This is a genomic window from Salinirussus salinus, from assembly GCF_009831455.1.
GTDB lineage: Archaea > Halobacteriota > Halobacteria > Halobacteriales > Haloarculaceae > Salinirussus > Salinirussus salinus.
Window position 1 is genome coordinate 383,674 of record NZ_WOWO01000001.1, and the last position, 16,211, is coordinate 399,884.

Annotated in this window: 16 protein-coding genes; 5 read left to right on the plus strand and 11 right to left on the minus strand. The window is 70.7% G+C overall.

Translation table 11 applies throughout. From position 1 onward, the window contains the following. Positions 1–7: 7 nt before the first annotated feature. Both GN153_RS01895 and GN153_RS01900 read right to left on the minus strand, forming a co-directional pair. On the minus strand, positions 8–1,156 hold the full coding sequence (locus tag GN153_RS01895; protein ID WP_159899210.1) for a thiolase family protein: 1,149 nt from the start codon (positions 1,154–1,156) through the stop codon (positions 8–10). 93 nt (positions 1,157–1,249) lie between these two features. Then, on the minus strand, positions 1,250–2,254 hold the full coding sequence (locus tag GN153_RS01900; RefSeq protein WP_159899212.1) for a TIGR04024 family LLM class F420-dependent oxidoreductase: 1,005 nt from the start codon (positions 2,252–2,254) through the stop codon (positions 1,250–1,252). Positions 2,255–2,408: 154 nt separating this feature from the next. On the opposite strand from GN153_RS01900, the gene GN153_RS01905 reads away from it, so the two are divergent. Next, positions 2,409–3,575 (plus strand): acyl-CoA dehydrogenase family protein, encoded by a 1,167-nt coding sequence (locus tag GN153_RS01905; protein WP_159899214.1) that lies wholly within the window; start codon positions 2,409–2,411, stop codon positions 3,573–3,575. Positions 3,576–3,638: 63 nt separating this feature from the next. On the opposite strand, the gene GN153_RS01910 is transcribed toward GN153_RS01905, so the two are convergent. From GN153_RS01910 to GN153_RS01920, 3 genes are all read right to left on the minus strand, one after another. Continuing rightward, entirely contained in the window at positions 3,639–4,727 is a 1,089-nt protein-coding gene (locus GN153_RS01910) for a hypothetical protein (RefSeq protein WP_159899216.1), read from the minus strand. A 102-nt stretch (positions 4,728–4,829) separates the two neighbouring features. Beyond that, positions 4,830–5,312 (minus strand): Rieske (2Fe-2S) protein, encoded by a 483-nt coding sequence (locus GN153_RS01915; protein ID WP_159899218.1) that lies wholly within the window; start codon positions 5,310–5,312, stop codon positions 4,830–4,832. Beyond that, entirely contained in the window at positions 5,309–6,379 is a 1,071-nt protein-coding gene (locus tag GN153_RS01920) for an amidohydrolase family protein (protein WP_159899220.1), read from the minus strand. Before GN153_RS01920 ends, GN153_RS01915 begins: the two co-directional genes overlap by 4 nt. Before the next feature lie 83 nt (positions 6,380–6,462). On the opposite strand from GN153_RS01920, the gene GN153_RS01925 reads away from it, so the two are divergent. From GN153_RS01925 to GN153_RS01935, 3 genes are all read left to right on the plus strand, one after another. Further along, positions 6,463–8,169, plus strand: coding sequence for a CoA-transferase (locus GN153_RS01925; RefSeq protein ID WP_159899222.1), 1,707 nt, complete (start codon positions 6,463–6,465; stop codon positions 8,167–8,169). A gap of 129 nt (positions 8,170–8,298) precedes the next feature. Continuing rightward, a complete protein-coding gene (locus GN153_RS01930; RefSeq protein WP_159899224.1) occupies positions 8,299–8,808 on the plus strand; it encodes an HTH domain-containing protein in 510 nt (169 codons plus the stop codon). A gap of 91 nt (positions 8,809–8,899) precedes the next feature. Then, a complete protein-coding gene (locus GN153_RS01935; protein ID WP_159899226.1) occupies positions 8,900–9,181 on the plus strand; it encodes a hypothetical protein in 282 nt (93 codons plus the stop codon). Positions 9,182–9,280: 99 nt separating this feature from the next. Here GN153_RS01935 and GN153_RS01940 read toward each other — a convergent pair whose 3' ends face one another. The 5 genes from GN153_RS01940 to katG all read right to left on the minus strand — a co-directional run bounded on the left by GN153_RS01940 (position 9,281) and on the right by katG (position 14,639). Further along, complete coding sequence (locus GN153_RS01940; RefSeq protein WP_159899228.1) at positions 9,281–10,432, minus strand: DUF3179 domain-containing protein; 1,152 nt, start codon at positions 10,430–10,432, stop codon at positions 9,281–9,283. Positions 10,433–10,558: 126 nt separating this feature from the next. After that, positions 10,559–11,248 carry a cytochrome c biogenesis CcdA family protein gene (locus tag GN153_RS01945; RefSeq protein WP_159899230.1) on the minus strand — a complete coding sequence of 230 codons (690 nt, stop codon included), beginning with the start codon at positions 11,246–11,248 and terminating at the stop codon, positions 10,559–10,561. Positions 11,249–11,250: 2 nt separating this feature from the next. Then, on the minus strand, positions 11,251–11,826 hold the full coding sequence (locus GN153_RS01950) for a TlpA family protein disulfide reductase (RefSeq protein WP_159899232.1): 576 nt from the start codon (positions 11,824–11,826) through the stop codon (positions 11,251–11,253). An 87-nt stretch (positions 11,827–11,913) separates the two neighbouring features. After that, positions 11,914–12,411 carry a metallophosphoesterase gene (locus GN153_RS01955; protein ID WP_159899234.1) on the minus strand — a complete coding sequence of 166 codons (498 nt, stop codon included), beginning with the start codon at positions 12,409–12,411 and terminating at the stop codon, positions 11,914–11,916. An 86-nt stretch (positions 12,412–12,497) separates the two neighbouring features. Further along, positions 12,498–14,639 (minus strand): catalase/peroxidase HPI, encoded by a 2,142-nt coding sequence (gene katG / locus GN153_RS01960; RefSeq protein ID WP_159899236.1) that lies wholly within the window; start codon positions 14,637–14,639, stop codon positions 12,498–12,500. A gap of 197 nt (positions 14,640–14,836) precedes the next feature. On the opposite strand from katG, the gene GN153_RS01965 reads away from it, so the two are divergent. Next, the gene (locus tag GN153_RS01965) at positions 14,837–15,892 is read left to right on the plus strand and encodes a type II glyceraldehyde-3-phosphate dehydrogenase (protein ID WP_159899238.1); all 1,056 of its coding nucleotides are present in this window, start codon (positions 14,837–14,839) and stop codon (positions 15,890–15,892) included. On the opposite strand, the gene GN153_RS01970 is transcribed toward GN153_RS01965, so the two are convergent. Beyond that, positions 15,889–16,164: a hypothetical protein gene (locus GN153_RS01970; RefSeq protein ID WP_159899240.1), complete on the minus strand. Its 276-nt coding sequence runs from the start codon at positions 16,162–16,164 to the stop codon at positions 15,889–15,891. The two genes, GN153_RS01965 and GN153_RS01970, sit on opposite strands and share 4 nt — an antisense overlap. Positions 16,165–16,211: the final 47 nt, after the last annotated feature.

Here is a 16,211-nt window from a genome sequence, read left to right on the forward strand (position 1 = left end):
GGCCGGTTTAGACCCGCTCGATGATCGTGGCGATCCCCTGGCCGAAGCCGATGCACATCGCCGAGAGGCCGTAGTCGAGGTTGTCCCGCTCGAGCTGGTAGGCGAGCTTGGTCAGCAGCGCGGAGCCGGTCGCACCCAGCGGGTGGCCGTGGGCGATGGCGCCGCCGTCGACGTTCGTCCGCTCCCAGGAGGCACCGGTCTCCTCGAGCCACGCGGCCACGACGGAGGCGAAGGCCTCGTTGACCTCGAAGCGGTCGATGTCGTCGACGCTCATGTCGGCCTGCTCGAGGACGTTCTGCGTCGCGGGGATCGGCCCCTTCAGCATCGTGATCGGGTCGACGCCGACGACCTCGGTGGCGACGACGCGGGCCATCGGGTCCCAGCCGTGCTCCTCGGCGGCCTCCTCGCTCGTCACGAGTAGCCCCGCCGAGCCGTCGACGATCCCCGAAGAGTTACCGGGGTGGTGGAAGCCGTTGCCCTCCTCGCGGAAGGAAAGCGGGAGGTTGGAGAGCGTCTCCACGTCGGTGCTCGGCCGGGGGTGTTCGTCCTGCTCGACGGTGACCGTCTCGCCGTCGACCTCGGTCTCGACGGGGGTGAGCTGCTCGTCGTAGTGGCCCGCTTCCTGGGCCTCGCCCCAGCGCTGCTGGGAGTCGGCGGCGATCTCGTCGAGTTCCTCGCGGGTGAAGCCGTACTCCTCGGCGATCCGCTCGGCGCCCTCGCCCTGCGTGGTCAGCTCGTCGAAGTGCTCGAAGTACGTGTCCGTCAGGCCGTCGCCGTCGCTGCCCATCGGGACGCGGGTCATGTGCTCGACGCCGCCGCCGATCATCGCGTCGTGCTGGCCGGACATGACCATACTGGCGGCGAAGTTGACCGCCTGCTGGCCGGAGCCACACATCCGGTTGAGCTGGACGCCGGGGACGCCGTCGCCCCAGCCGGCGACCATCGGAGCCAGCCGCGCGATGTTCATCCCCTGCTCGTCGACCGGGGAGACACAGCCGTAGACGACGTCCTCTATCGTCTCGGGGTCGAAGCCGTTGCGCTCCTGCAGCGCGAGCAGCGGCTCGGCCGCCAGGTCCTGCGGGTGGGTGTCACGGAACGAGCCGTCGCGCTTGCCGAAGGGTGTGCGAACCGCGTCAACAATTACAGCGTTTTGCATAGCCGTGGTGTTCGATACCCGGACACATAGCTCTTTACTTGTCGCCGCTCCCCCGACCCCGGCGTGTGGCGATGCGACGCGGGGGGGACCCGTTCAGGCGTCGGGTGCCATGACCTCCATCGTCCGCATGACTTCCTCGACCTCCGCGCCGCGGGGGAAGGAGACGTTGACCGCGTCGACGCCCTCGACGTCGAGGAACGACTGCAGCTCCTCGCGAGCTTCCTCGGGCGTACCGGCCGCCCCCATCTGGTCGCGCAGCTCCTCCCGGACGAGCGTCATGGCGTGCTCGCGGTCGTCCTCCTGCCAGGCGTCGTAGACCTCGTGGGCGACGTCCTCGTAGCCCTGCCGGGCGAGGTTGTCCCGGTAGTAGGTCCCCATCCCGCCGATGTAGAAGGCGGTGTGCTGGACGAGCAGCTCCCGGGCGCGGTCGCCGTCCTCCAGAGCACAGCAGCCCACCGACAGCGTCACCCGGAGGTCGTCGACCGACCGGTCGCCGAGTTCGGCACCCCGCTCCAGGTCCGCGAGCCGCTCCCGGAGGCCCTCGCGGGTGTAGTTGACGGCGTGCCAGCCGTCGGCAAAGCGGCCCGCCAGTTCGACGGCCTTGGGACCCAGGGCGGCGGCGTCGACCGCCGGGGCCGGCTCGGGCGGGTCACACCGCAGCCGAAAGCCCTCCAGGTCGTGGTACTCGCCGTCGTAGTCGACGACCTCCCCCGAGAGCACCTGTTTGACGACCTCGATGGTCTCGCGGGTGTGTCGCAGCGGGTTGCCGAAGTCGCGGCCGTGCCAGTTCTCGATGACGATGGGGCCGGAGGGGCCGACGCCCAGCCGGAACCGGCCGTCCGAGGCCTCCTGCTGGCTGGCCGCGAGCTGGCCCAGAAGCGACGGCGACCGCGAGTAGACGTTCAGGATGCTCGTTCCGAGCCCGATCTCGTCGGTCCGTTCGGCCGCCGTCGCGAGCACGGTCGCGGCCTCCCGGCCCCAGGACTCGGGGAGCCAGGCGCGGTCGTACCCCAGCTCCTCTGCCCGTTCGATCTGGTCGACCAGCGCGTCCAGCGAGGGCTGGGCGCCGACCGGCAGGAACACGTCACGCTCCGTCATGCGGACCACCCGGTGTGTGTCATGCACTCGCGTATGGACGGGGGTGAAATAAAGACCGGTGACGCCCCGGGCTGTCGGCTGGCAGGATACCCTTGACCGGGCGCCGTCCGCCGGGGCAAAGCATACGGACGCCAGCCACCTACGCGGGACAACGATGGACTTCAGCGAGAGCCCCGAACGGGAGATGGTCCGGTCGACGGCCGCGGAGGTCGCCGAGCAGTTCGGGCCCGAGCACTGGCGCGAGAAGGAGGAGGCCGGCGAGTTCTCCCAGGCCTTCTGGGACGAACTCGGCGAGGCGGGCTTTCACGGCCTGCTCGTCCCCGAGGAGTACGGCGGCGCCGGCATGGGCCTGGGGGAGATGGGGACGGCCATGGAGACGCTGTGTGCCGAGGGGACCGGCATGGCCGGGACGTGGTATCTCGTCCTCACCGCCGGGATGGCCGCGGTCGGCATCCGCGAGTACGGCACCGAGGCCCAGAAGGAGCGATACCTGCCCGGGATAGCCAGCGGCGAGCGGATGTTCTCCATCGGGATCACCGAGCCCGACGCCGGAACGAACACGCTCAACGTCGCCACCCGCGCCGAACGCGACGGCGACGAGTTCGTTCTGAATGGCCGGAAGGCGTGGATCACCTTCTCCGACATCGCCGACAACATGGTGCTGGTCACGCGCACGACCCCCCGGGAGGAGGCCGACCGGTCCACCGACGGGATCAGCCTGGTCGTCGTCGACATGGACGACCCCGGCATCGAGGTCTCGCCCATCGAGAAACACGCGATCAACTACTCCAACTCCTGTGAGGTGTTCGTCGAGGACGTCCGCGTCCCCGCCGAGAACGTGCTCGGGGAGGTCGACGGTGGCTGGCCCGCGCTGCTGGAGATGCTCAACCCCGAGCGAGTCGCCTTCGCCGCCGCCGCGACCGGGATCGGCAAGCTCGCCGCCCGGACGGCCATCGACTACGCCGGCGAGCGGGAGGTGTTCGGCCAGCCGGTCGGGGCCCACCAGGGCGTCTCCTTCCCGGTGACGAAACCCTACGCACGCATGGAGGCCGCGGTCCAGATGCGCAAGAAAGCGGAGTGGCTCTACGACCGCGGCGAGCCCTGTGGCTACGAGGCAAACGTCGCCAAGGCGACCGCCGTCGAGGCGGGCATCGAGACCGTCAAACAGTCGATGCAGGCCTTCGGCGGGTGGGGGTACGCGAAGGAGTACGACGTCGAGCGGTGGTGGCGCGAGGTCAACCTCACGCGGCTGGCCCCGGTCACCCAGCAGATGGCCTACAACCACATCAGCCAGGAGATCGGCTTCCCGAAGTCCTACTGACCGGACGGACCGCGGACCGCCCCGGGCCCGCACGCCGGAACGGTGTCTGTCGCCCGTAGCCGCCTACGGCTCGACGAGCAGGTCGAGGCCGTCCGCGGCGCAGGACTGGCTGACCTCGGGCGAGGTCGCTGCGAGTTCCCGGAGCCGGGACTCCCCGCCGACCGGAGTGAACGCGAAGACGAGATACCGCCCCGCAACGGTGCCGACCGCCGTCAGGTCCTCCTGTGACTGCGAGAGTGCTGCCTCCAGCGTCCGCAACCGCCGTGTGGCCTGGTCCCCCGACTCGTACAGCTCGACCGCCATGATGTATTCGCCGTCCGGCCCGGCGTACCTGCCAACGGCACCGGACTGGAAGCCGTCGGCGCTGGCGTCGACGTCGTCGACTGTCTGCCGGGCGAACCGCTCCGTATCGGGCGCCAGCACCTCCTCGGGAGCACCCGTCGGCTCGGCACACGGTCCCGACCCGCCGCCCTCCGGCGTCGGTGTCTCCGTCTCGGCCGCCGGCTCCGCCTCGACGAGCAACTCGAGTTCGGTAGCGCAGGACCGGCTGACCCCGGGGGAGGCCGCAGCGAGCTCCCGGATACGCCCCTCCCGGCCGGGCGGACCGCCGACGAGGACGACGTACCGCCCGATGCTGGCGCCGACGGCGGTGACTTCCTCCGTCGAGGAGATGAGGCTGGCGGCGTTTTCGAACCGCCGGGTGGCCCGGTCCTCGTCGTCGTAGCGTTCGAGCGCGATGTTGTACTCCTCGCCATCGGCGGTGTAGGTGGCGCTGACGCCGGACTCGAGCCCCTCGACGCCGGCCTGGGTGTCCCGGACGGTCTCCCGGGTCAGCGGTCCCGCCTCCGGGGGGAGCAACTCCCGGGGTGTACCGGAGGGCTCGGTACACGCCCCCGACCCGCCGCCGTCCGGCCGCTCGGTCGCCGTCTCGGTTTCTGTCTCCGCGGGTGTCGGCGTCGCGTCCGCTTCGGCCCCGGTCCCGGCGTCCGTCGCCGTCTCCGTCCCGAACAGACCGCCGCCGTCGTCCGTCGAAGCGTTGCCGCCCCCGCCCAGCGCGCTCTCCAGGTCGGAACACCCCGCGAGACCGGCGGCACCGCCGACGACAGCCAGCCGGAGATACTCCCGGCGAGTCGTCCCCTGTTCCCGTGCCATGCCGCGGACATGTGCGACTGGTATTATAAAGACGGTGAAAGGCACGGGATTTCGGACGGTGGGACACGGGCAGGCTCCCGGCACTCCGGGACAGGGGGGTGTTCAGACGTACACCACCACGACGTCGTGCTCGACCTCGACGTCGTAGGTGTCGACCGGGGGTTCCTCGCCCGCCAGTTCGGTCCCGTACTCGCAGGTCTGTGAACACCCGCCGGTGTCCGGCTGCGACGGCTCGACCGCCACGTCGTAGGTTCCGGCCCGGACGTGGGGGTTGAACACCGACTCCCCGGTCTCGAGGTCGAACTTCCAGCCGTGCCAGGGACACCGGAGTACCCTGTTCTCGCGGGTGAGCTCGTACTCCCCGACCGCGGGGGCTGTCACCTCGCCGGTGAGCTGGCCCTCACAGAGCGGGGCGAGCTGGTGGGGACACGCGTTCGCGATGGCGAAGAGGTCACCCTCGACGTTGAAGACACCGACCTCGCGGCCGTCGACCGCCACGACGGTTCGTGACCCGGGCGGGAACTCGGTGGCCGGGCAGACCTCGACACGCTCCCGGTCGCGGCCTGTCCCCTCGCCGGCGGTCATAGCCCGTACAGCTCCGCGGCGTTCTCCCGGAAGATGCGACGCTCGAGGTCCCCGGGGAGCGACGGGAACGCGAGGCGGGGGTCGTCGGCGTCCCAGTGGGGGTAATCGGAGGCGAACATCACCGTCTCGCGGGCGTCGACCATGTCGAACATCTGGCGGAGGTGGTCGGGGTCGTCGGGCTCCGGGAGCGGCTGCGTCGTGACGCGGACGTGGTCGGTTATGTACTCGCTCGGCGGGCGCTCCAGCCAGGGTGTCTGTTCGCGGAGGCCCCGCCAGTCCTTGTCCAGACGCCACCGGAGGTACGGCAGCCAGGAGAACCCTCCCTCGGTCAACACCAGGTCGAGGTCGAACTCCTCGAAAACGCCCTCGAGGAGCATACTCGTCAGCTGTCCCATCAGGCTCGTACTCGTGAGCGCGTGGCGCTCGAAGTAACTCGACGGATAGCCCGCCGGTGTGTGGGGCGGGCTCGTCCCCATCCCCTCCGGCCCGATGTGGAGCGCGACCGGCAGGTCGTGTCTGGCTGCCGCCTCGTAGATGGGCCAGTGCTCGCGGCGGCCGTAGGGGGTCCTGCCGACGCTCGACATCTGGACCTGGACGATGTCGGGGTGGTCGCCCAGCCGGTCGATCTCGTCGGCCGCACGCCGGGGTGCCTGGGGCGGGACCACGAGCCCGCCCTTGAAGCAGTCGTCGCGCTCGAGCCAGCGCTCGACCAGCCAGTCGTTCTGTGCGCTGGCCAGCGCGGCGGCGTAGTCCTCGTTGGGCGTCACTCCGAGCGTGAGCATCCCCGTCGCGTTGAGGACGACGTACTCCACGTCGTAGGGCTCGATGTGTTGCTCGAGCATCAAGTCGGGGTCGGAGCCGGCCGGGCCGCCGGCCGCGTTGGCGTCGTCGCGCATCAGCCCGACTGGACTCGGCCACGGGTTCGTCGGCACGTCGATCCCCCGTCCCTGCCAGTGGGCGGGGAGATGCTGGACGACCTCCCCGGGGTCGGCCCACATCTGGTGGACGTCACAGTCGATGAGCGAGAGGTCCGTCGTCCCGCGCCCCGGAGTGGTGTGTGAACTCATACCGGCCCTACCGGCGAGGTAGTCATTAAACTGGCCCCGGCCTGCACCAACCTACAAGAGCACCGGGGGTGTCAGTCGCTGGCATGGACGTCACCACCGACCTGTCGACCGCAGTCGACGAGCACATCGAGCCGGGCGACACGCTCCACTTCCGGGGCGGCTACCAGTTCTCCTACGCGACCGTCCACGAGCTGGTCAGACAGTGCTGGAACTCCGGCGTCGAGGAGGACTTCACGCTGGTGGCCATCGGCGCGGGCACCTGGGCCGGCCCGCTCGTGCTGGCCGACGCCGTCGACCGGCTGGAAGTCGCCTTCGCGGGCCTCGGCTACCCCGCGCCGGGCCCACACGCCGTGCTCCGCGAGCGGGCCGCCGGGGGCGAGCTGGAGGTCGAGAGCTGGACGTACCTCACGGTCATCGAGCGGCTGCGCGCCGCGGCACTCGACCACCCCTTCGTCCCGACGAACTCTCTCGAGGGGAGTTCGGTCGGGCCGGCCGAGAAGACCGCGACGGTCGAGAGCCCCTTCAGCGACGACGAGAGTCTCGTCATCCCGCCGCTGTCCCCCGACGTCTCGGTCGTCCACGGGGTCGCCGGCGACCGCGACGGGAACATCGTCGTCTCACCGATCCAGTCGGAGGGACACTGGGGGGCTTACGCTGCCGACACCGTCATCGCGACCGTCGAAGAGGTCGTCGATGGCGACACGATACGGGAGTACGGCGACCAGACCGGCGTCCCGAGCTACGCCGTCGACGCCGTCGTCGAGGCGCCCTTCGGCGCCCACCCCGGCCCAGTCTTCAACCCCCACGGCGTCGGCGACGTCTCGGGCTACGGCTACGACAGGGAGTTCTACATGGACTTCCGGGAGGCCAGCGGGAGCGCCGACGCCCTCGAGGCGTGGACCGAGCAGTGGGTTCTGGGAACCGACTGGGCGGGGTACCTGGAGCGGCTCGGGACCGACCGGCTGCGCGGGCTGTCGACCCAGACCTGGCCGACGGGGAGCCAGCGGACCGCGCTGGACAGCCCCGACGTTCCCGACACCGACGCCGAGCCGCCGGCCGAGCGCGAGCGGATGGTCGTCTGGACGGCCCGGGAGATCGCCGACCGCATCGCGGCCGGCGGCCACGAGGTGGTCTTCGGCGGCATCGGCGTCTCACATCTGGCTTCCTGGCTCTACCGCGACCTCTGCGAGCGGGAGGGTATCGAGCCCCGCCCCCTGCTCGTCGAGTCGGGCACCTACGACTTCGAGGTGCCCCGCAACGACGCCTACATCTTCACCCCGCGGGCGCTGCCGACCGCGAAGGTCGTCGACACCTCGACGTTCGCGCTCGGGCTGGTGATGAGCACGGCCCGGAACCTCTCGGTGCTGACCGGTGCCCAGGTCGACCGCCGGGGCAACGTCAACTCGACACAGCTGGCCGGCCAGCACTTCGTGGGCTCCGGCGGGGCCAACGACGCGCTCTCGAACTCCGACGAGGTGGTCCTCGCGGTGGAGGCCAGCCCGCACCGCCTGGTCGACGAGGTGGAGTACGTCACCGGCCCCGGCCGGAACGTGACAACGGTGGTCACCCAGTACGGCACCCTCCGGAAGGTCGACGGCGAACTCGAGGTCGATGCGGTTCACGTCCCGCCCGGCACCTCGGCCGACGAGCGCCTGGCGGCCCTCGAGGAGGCAGTCGGCTGGGACGTCGACCGGGCCGGGACGGTCGACGAACGCGGCTGGAGCGAGCGCGACTCGGAACTGGTCGACGTGCTCCGGTCGGTCGACCCGCGCGGCGACTTCAGGGTGTAGCCGCTGCAGAAATCAGATACCCGAATCCACGAATTGATGCGGCACTTAGTATACGATTTACCAGCTATATTCGCGAAAGCAATTCGTTTATTTACTTCGAGCGTGGTTTCTTTCCAAGAGGAACCAACTGTGGCAGAGAAGACAGCCGACCCGGAGACGGGTCGGAGACGTGGGGAACGAACCGGCCCCGCGCCCGCCGCGTGTGAGGTCTCCCTGTACCTGCGGGCGTCGCCGACGGCGGTGGGAAAGCGCCGACAGGAGCGGGTGGAAGAACGGCTCACGGCGCTCGCCGACGACGGCGGGGTCGGGTCGCTGTCGGTCGAGCGGTGGCCGGGACAGCTCCGGGTCGGACCCGACGAGGACCCCGAAGCCGCGGCCCGCTACGAGGAACTCGCCGCCGCCGCCGACGAGGCCGGCGCCCGGCTGGCACCCTTCTTCGAGGACCGGGGCGGCATCGACGGGTTCATCGAGAGCTACGCCGACACCCGGGTGCTCACCTTCCCCGTGATCGCCGTCGTCCTCAAGCACGACGGCGAGGTCGTCGGGCTGTACCCCTGTCGCCGCGACGGCGTCCACGACCGCGTCGAAGAGGCCGTGGACGCCCTTGACGCGGGCGAGAGTGCCGCCAACCTCCGGTGAGGCGGCGACTCCCGGCAGCCGGATGCCGGCGACCGGTGCCGGCCCTGTCGCTACGCACAAGTAGGAGGACTCTGTAGCCCCGGGTGAACCCATGTCAGAGAAGACAGCGACCGACCCCGACGTCGACGTCCACGGCTCGGAAGAGCAGGTAGACCAGCTCGGTACGGAGTTCACTGACGCGCTCGGTGTCTCCTGGATCTACTGGTTCGGCGGGGTCCTCATGGCCGCGGCCGCGTGGTACGAGATCACGAACAACGTCAGCCCCTCGTTCGTCGGGGAGCTCGTCTTCGGAGTCTCGGCGATCCTCCTTTTCGTTCTCGCGGCGATCAAGTTCCTCGGCCGCTGGGCCGCCGTCGACATCATCCAGCTGTAGCCCGGCCGCCGCCGGCTCGCCGCCGTCCGGACGTCGTGGCCGGTCACCGCCGCCTGGGCCCGGAATTCCGCCCGAGAACGGGTGGACGCCTGCCACATCTCACTCCCCGTAGATGTCCGTCTCGGGGTGGAAGTTCGACCACCCCTCCCAGAACATCGGCGGCTCGTCGTTGGCCCGCTCTAGCGTCGTCCCCTCGTGTGGCCCGTCGACCGCTCGCCCGGTCGCCCGCTCCCAGCGCGAGCCGCCGGCCGCCAGCAGCTCCCCGTCGGCCGCCTCGAACTCCGTGGTCGTCCCGCCGACCCGGCGGACGTATGCCGCCATGCCCCCGGCCGGAGTCGTCGTCACGACCACCGGGAGGCCGCCGACCCGGTCGTTGACGACGCCCGCGTTCCGGACGTCGTCGAAGGGGTAGGCCCGGGCGGCCCCGCCGTGTCGCACGCTGACGACGAACGTCCGGCTGTAGAGGCCGTCCTCGGTCTCGTGGTCGTAGCCGATCAGCTGCCCCTCCGAGCTCGACCGCGGATTGAAGTAGTTCCGCGTCGCCTCCCGGCCCCTGACGGTGTTCGAGTGCGGCGGCGGGAGCAGGACTTCGGTTCCGGGGTTGCGGTCCCGCCACTCCCCCCAGGAGGTAAACGCCGAGGGGAGAAGCGACAGCCGGTCGCCGGTCCGCGGGCCCTGGATGGCCGCCGCGAGCAACTGGCTCCACAGCGACCCCGTCGCCCGGTCGTACATGACCAGGTCGTTGCGCCAGAGCTTCCCGGAGACGCCGAAGACGGTCGGCTCGCCGCCGACGGTCCGCTCGGCGACGATGCTGCTGCCACAGAGCGGGCAGTAGGTGACCAGCAGCGGGCCACCGAGGTCGCCGTTGACCACCTCGTGCCAGTTCAGCACGCGGAGCGGGTACGCCCGGGCCGTCCCGCCGCGCTCGACGCCGACGACCGGCGCGTCGTCGGGCAACAGCGGCCGGTCGACGCCCTCGGGCGCGTCGAGGCCCGACCAGTCGGGGGCGAAGGCCGGCTCGACGATGGCGGCGATGCGGTCCTTCGGGAGCGGCTGGCGCAGCTCCGAGCCCGAGACCGGCAGGTCGACGTCGCGGACGGTTGCGGTCGGCGTCGCAGTGGCCGTCGCGTCGACAGGCCCGCCGTCCGGCTGGCCCCCGCTGTTCGCGGGCGTCCCGTCGTCGCCCCCGGCACAGCCGGCCAGGACCGTCGCCCCGGCCGCGAGCGTCGCGAGGAGCCGGCGCCGTCGCATACCGGGTTCGTGGCACCGAGCGAACAAAAGTGTAGACGGCGGGTGCACGGGACCCGCACGACCGGGCCCGCGCGGCCGTCAGTGTGGGCAGCTGACGGGATAGCGGTGGGGAGCGGACGCGGCCGGTCAGGCGAGCCCGAGCAGCCGGAGCCCGTCGAACTCGAACAGGAACAGGTACACCTGCGCCAGGCCGGCGACCGCGAGCAGGAGGCCGGCGACGCGTTCGATCCGGCCGGTGTGGGCAGAGAGCCGCCGGAGCAGCGCCCCCCGGCCGAGGCCGGCGGCGACCGAGACCGCGACCATCACGAGGCTCATGCCCGCGACGTAGGCCAGAAGCGTCCACAGGCCGAGCACGGGGTCGACCGCGAGCGCCCCGGCCACTACGGAGAAGGAGAGCAGGGCGGTGCAGCCGGCGGCGGCCACGGCGTACACCACGCCGAAGAGCACGAAGCCCAGTGCCGAGCGGCGGCGCTCGGGCAGCGGGATCCGCACCGACGGCGACCGTCCGAGCGCCATCGCCCCGCCCAGCACCACGAGCAGCGGCCCGACCAGCAGTTCGACGAGGACGATATCCCGGAGCGCGGCCGTCCCGACGGCGAGGACGACCCCGCCGAGGGTCGCGTAGACCAGCCAGAAGCCCGCACTGACGAGCAGGCCGACACCGGCGGCTCGGGTGGCGGTCCCCAGCCGGGAGTTCGCGGACTCCGCGTTCCCCAGAAAGTAGGCAAGATAGCCGGGGAGCAAGGGGTACGCGCAGGGGGCGAAAAACGTCGACCCGCCGAGGACGAGCGCGAACCAGAGCTGTGCAGCGGCCATGGTCACCCGACTACCCGCTCGACCTGTTCGAGGAGCGTCTCTCGCCCCGCCAGCCCGGTGTGTCGCCAGGTGACGGTGCCGTCCGGCAAGACGACCAGCAGCGTCGGCACGCCCGTCACGGAGTGCTCGCGGACCGCGCGGCTCCGCGGGTCGGTCGCGACGGGCCAGGTCCCGTCGTGTCGCCGCCAGAACTCCCTGACGGCCGTCTCGTCGGCCTCGCTGGTGACCGACACCATGTGCAGCTCCTCGGGGGTGAACGTCGACCGGACCTCCCGGAGCGTCTCCATCTGGGGGACGCACGGGGCACACCAGGTGGCGAAGAAATCAAGCAGCGCAGGCCGGTCCGGCGGCCGGAGCGCGACCTGCCCGCCCGGCGACCCGCCGACGGCGACCGTCTCCAGCCTGATGACGTCCCGGCCGCCGGTGGCTCCGGCCGTCGAGGGGTCGCCGCTCCCCTCCGCCCCGCTACCGGGCAGCGACGTGCAGCCGGCGAGTCCGACCGCTCCCGCGGCGGCGATCCCCCGGAGAAGCTGCCGCCGGGCGCGACCGGTCGGTGTGGCGTCGCCGCGCTCTCCCATGTGCGAACAGTGGGCACAGACCAGTGAAAAGCTGCTGCCGGTTGGACGCCACGTCGCACAACCGCCGGGAGCGCGGCGCGCGACCGCCTATCCGAGGTCGTGGAAGTCGACCTCGCCGGCCTCGGTGTCGAGGACGACCGCCGCCGGGGGCTCGCCGCCCGCGGGGTCCAGCGGGATCCCGCCGGGATTGACGTGGACGGTTCCGTTCCGGCGCTCGTGGACCTGTTCGTGCGTGTGCCCGCGCAGGACGTAGTCGTAGGTCCCGGCGTCGACGAGCGCGCCGACGACGGCCTCGCTGGTGCCGTGGTAGACGGCGACGTGAGCGCTCTCCAGTTCGAGTTCGCCCATCTCGCCGAGGTAGACGCCGAAGTCGTCGACCAGCGATTGCAGGGCCCACTCGCCGTCGTTGTTCCCCCGGACGGCGTAGAACTCGAACGCGTCGGTGTCGAACAGCCGCGCGGTGAAGGGGGCGACGATGTCGCCACAGTGGACGACGATATCCACGTCCTCGGCGAGAAAGCGGTCGACTGCGGCCTGTGCGATGTCGAGGTTGTCGTGCGTGTCCGAGACGATACCGACCTGCATACCCCAGGTTTCGGGCGGCGGGGGTTTAACTGTGCCCGGCGGCGGTCGGGGAGACGTCCCCGTACCGTCCGGGGCCGGGTCCCGGGCTACTCCAAGTCGAAGCGGTCCAGCGTCATCACCTTGTGCCAGGCGTCGACGAAGTCCTCGACGAACTCCTCCTCGCCGTCCTCCGCGGCGTAGACTTCGGCGATGGCGCGCAGCCGGGAGTTCGAGCCGAAGATGAGGTCGAACCGGGTTCCTTCCCAGACGGCTTCGCCCGTCTCCCGGTCGTACCCCTCGTAGACGCCGTCACCGGCCTCCTCCCACTCGTAGCGCATGTCGAGCAGGTTCACGAAGAAGTCGTTGGTCAGCGCCCCCGGCTCGTCGGTGAGGACGCCGCGGTCGGAGTCGCCGTAGGTCGCGCCGAGCGCGCGCAGGCCGCCGACCAGTGCCGTCATCTCCTCGGGCGTCAGGTCGAGCAGGTCGGCCCTGTCGACGAGGTGCTCCTCGGGTTTGCGGTCGAACTCCTCGAAGTCGTCGCCGATGTAGTTGCGGAACCCGTCGGCCACCGGCTTGAGCGCCTGGAAGGACTCCTCGTCGGTCCACTCCTGCTCGGCGTCGACCCGACCCGGCTCGAAGGGCACCTCGACGTCGTAGCCGGCCTCGGCTGCCGCCTGCTCGACCGCCGCGTTGCCGCCCAGGACGATCAGGTCCGCCAGCGAGACGGCCGTCCCGTCCGAGCGGGAGTCGTTGAACTCCGCCTTGACCCCCTCGAGGGTCTCCAGGACGGTCTCCAGCTGCTCGGGCTCGTTGACCTCCCAGCTGCGCTGGGGCTCCAGGCGGATGCGTGCGCCGTTGGCGCCGCCGCGCTTGTCGCTGTCGCGGTAGGTCGAGGCCGCCGCCCAGGCGGTCTTGACGAGCTGGGCGCGGGACAGCTCCGAGCCCAGCAGCTCCTCCTTCAGTAGCTCCGCTTCCTCCTCGCCGATGGGGGCGAAGTCGCGGTCCGGCAGCGGGTCCTGCCAGATCATCGTCTCCTCGGGCACCTCGGGGCCGAGGAACCGCTCGGGCGGGCCCATGTCGCGGTGGATCAGCTTGTACCAGGCCTTCGCGAAGGCGTCCATGAACGCCTTCGGGTTGCCCTGGAACTCCTCGACGACCTCCCGGTAGTCCGGGTCCCGCTTGAGGGCGATGTCGGTCGTGAGCATCATCGGCGTCTGCTCGCCGTCACTGTGGGCGGCCGGCGCGGCGTCGACCGCGTCCTCGTCGACGGGGCGCCACTGCCAGGCGCCGCCGGGGCCCTTCTCGGGCTCCCACTCGTGGTTGAGCAGGTTGTCGAGGTAGGAGGTGTCCCACATCGTCGGCGTGGCGTTCCAGGGGCCCTCGATGCCGCTGGTGATGGTGTCGTCGCCCTTCCCGGAGCCGTAGTCGCTCTCCCAGCCCAGCCCCATGTCCTCGATGGGGGCGGCCGCGGGCTCGGGGCCGACGTGCTCGTCGGGGTCGTCGGCGCCGTGGACCTTCCCGAACGTGTGGCCGCCGGCGATGAGGGCGGCCGTCTCGCGGTCGTTCATCGCCATGCGGTCGAACGAGGTCCGGATCCGCTGGGCAGACCACTCCGGGTCCGGTTCCCCTTCCGGCCCCTCGGGGTTCACGTAGATGAGCCCCATGACGGTCGCGCCGAGCTGGTCCATGAGGTCGTCGTCCTCGTCGAAGCGGTCCCAGGACTCCATCTCCTCTTCGGGCCCCCAGTCGGCGGCCGCGTCGGGCTCGAACGCGTCCTCGCGCCCGCCGGCGAAGCCGAAGGTCTCGAAGCCCATCGACTCCATGGCGACGTTGCCGGCGAGCACGATGAGGTCGGCCCACGACAGGTTCCTGCCGTACTTCTGTTTGACCGGCCAGAGCAGCCGGCGAGCCTTGTCGAGGTTGGCGTTGTCCGGCCAGCTGCCGATCGGCTCGAACCGCTGGGTGCCGCCGGATGCCCCGCCGCGGCCGTCGGTGGTGCGGTAGGTTCCGGCGCTGTGCCACGCCATTCGGATAAAGAGCGGCCCGTAGTGGCCGTAGTCCGCCGGCCACCACTCCTGTGAGTCCGTCATGAGCTCCTCGAGGTCCTGCTTGACCGCCTCGAGGTCGAGGGACTCGAACGCCTCCGCGTAGTCGAAGTCCTCCTCGGTCGGTCCGGCGCTGCGGGCGTTCTGGTCGAGCGGCTCCAGGTCCAGCAGCTCCGGCCACCACTCCTGGTTTGTCTTACTCATCGGTATCCGGTTGTTCCCTCGCGATGTTAAGATTGTCTGTCGGCAGCAACTTTTGGCGTCGTGCCAAGCGGTCTGCCGTTTCGCGGAGGACCCCCGGCCGGACCGAACCCGCCGGCGCGCGGCCGAACGAAACCGTGTCCCGCTCCGGTGACGCGCGACCACAACCCCTATTGCCGGAGCTATCGAACGCCCGACCAATGATCCGCGTGGGCATCAACGGGTACGGCACCATCGGCAAGCGCGTCGCCGACGCCGTCCGCCGGCAGCCGGACATGGAGGCCGTCGGCGTCGCCAAGACCCGGCCGAACTTCGAGGCACAAACTGCGGTCGAGAAGGGATTCGACCTCTACGCGGCCGTCGAGGAGCGCAAGCCGCTGTTCGGCGAGGCGGGGATCGACCTGGCCGGGGACGTCGAGGAACTCGTCGCGGCAAGCGACGTTGTCGTCGACGCCTGCCCCTCCGGGGTCGGCGAGCAGAACGCCGAGATGTACCGCGCACACGACACCCCCGCGCTCCTGCAGGGCGGGGAGGACGCCGGCGCCGTCGACGCCAGCTTCAACGCCCGCGCCAACTACGACGAGGTCGAGGGGACCGACCTGGTGCGCGTGGTCTCCTGCAACACGACGGGGCTCTCGCGGCTGGTCGCCCCCCTGGAAGAGGAGTACGGCATCGAGAAGGTTCGCGCGACCCTCGTGCGACGGGGCGGCGACCCCGCTCAGTCGGGCCGGGGACCGATCAACGACATCCTCCCCAACCCCGTCACCCTCCCGTCCCATCACGGCCCGGACGTCAACACCATCTTTCCCGACCTCGCCATCGACACGCTCGGGCTGAAAGTGCCCGCGACGCTGATGCACACCCACTCGGTCAACGTCACCCTCGAGAGCGAGCCCGACGCCGACGAGGTCCGCGAGCTGCTGGAGAGTGAGTCCCGCACCTTCCTCATCCCCGAGTGGCTGGACATCGACGGCGCGGGCAAGCTCAAGGAGTTCGCACAGGACCGCGGGCGCCCGCGAGCGGACATCTGGGAGAACTGCATCTGGGGGGAGTCGGTCAGCATGGAGGGACGAGACCTCTATCTCTTCCAGGCGATCCACCAGGAGTCGGACGTCGTCCCCGAGAACGTCGACGCCATCCGGGCCGTGCTCGGCGAAGCCGGCCGCGAGGAGAGCACGACCAGGACGGACGAGGCGATGGGCATCAGCGAGGGGATGGTCCCCGGGACGGCCCCGCGGGCCAGCGCCGACGACTAGGCCTGCGCGCGCTCGACGCCCAGCGTGACCGCACCCGAGAGGGCGACGACCAGCAACAGAAACCCGACCGCGAGCGTGGCAACCACGCCGAGCAGGTGGAATATCGGGTCCGGTACGCCGGTGGTGTACGCCCCGTAACTGTCCACGCCATTCAGGAGGGCGAGCGTGCCGCCGGTCGCCGCGAGCGCGTAGGTCACCGTCGCCAGCGAGACGAGCGCGGGGCCGCTGTTCTCCGCAGTACCGGCCGCCGAATCGGGCTGTTCTGCCGCCATACCCGGGACGTCGACCGGCCCTGTGAAAAAAGCCCGCGAGAGGCAAA

Bases quoted from the DNA above. Each gene is read 5' to 3' on its own strand.
- GN153_RS01915 (WP_159899218.1), bottom strand. From the start codon at position 5,312: ATGACCGCCGGCGAGGGGACAGGCCGCGACCGGGAGCGTGTCGAGGTC.
- GN153_RS01940 (WP_159899228.1), bottom strand. From the start codon at position 10,432: ATGCGACGGCGCCGGCTCCTCGCGACGCTCGCGGCCGGGGCGACGGTC.
- GN153_RS01970 (WP_159899240.1), bottom strand. From the start codon at position 16,164: ATGGCGGCAGAACAGCCCGATTCGGCGGCCGGTACTGCGGAGAACAGC.
- GN153_RS01900 (WP_159899212.1), bottom strand. From the start codon at position 2,254: ATGACGGAGCGTGACGTGTTCCTGCCGGTCGGCGCCCAGCCCTCGCTG.
- GN153_RS01910 (WP_159899216.1), bottom strand. From the start codon at position 4,727: ATGGCACGGGAACAGGGGACGACTCGCCGGGAGTATCTCCGGCTGGCT.
- GN153_RS01965 (WP_159899238.1), top strand. From the start codon at position 14,837: ATGATCCGCGTGGGCATCAACGGGTACGGCACCATCGGCAAGCGCGTC.
- GN153_RS01905 (WP_159899214.1), top strand. From the start codon at position 2,409: ATGGACTTCAGCGAGAGCCCCGAACGGGAGATGGTCCGGTCGACGGCC.
- GN153_RS01945 (WP_159899230.1), bottom strand. From the start codon at position 11,248: ATGGCCGCTGCACAGCTCTGGTTCGCGCTCGTCCTCGGCGGGTCGACG.
- GN153_RS01925 (WP_159899222.1), top strand. From the start codon at position 6,463: ATGGACGTCACCACCGACCTGTCGACCGCAGTCGACGAGCACATCGAG.
- GN153_RS01950 (WP_159899232.1), bottom strand. From the start codon at position 11,826: ATGGGAGAGCGCGGCGACGCCACACCGACCGGTCGCGCCCGGCGGCAG.
- GN153_RS01895 (WP_159899210.1), bottom strand. From the start codon at position 1,156: ATGCAAAACGCTGTAATTGTTGACGCGGTTCGCACACCCTTCGGCAAG.
- katG (WP_159899236.1), bottom strand. From the start codon at position 14,639: ATGAGTAAGACAAACCAGGAGTGGTGGCCGGAGCTGCTGGACCTGGAG.
- GN153_RS01920 (WP_159899220.1), bottom strand. From the start codon at position 6,379: ATGAGTTCACACACCACTCCGGGGCGCGGGACGACGGACCTCTCGCTC.
- GN153_RS01955 (WP_159899234.1), bottom strand. From the start codon at position 12,411: ATGCAGGTCGGTATCGTCTCGGACACGCACGACAACCTCGACATCGCA.
- GN153_RS01935 (WP_159899226.1), top strand. From the start codon at position 8,900: ATGTCAGAGAAGACAGCGACCGACCCCGACGTCGACGTCCACGGCTCG.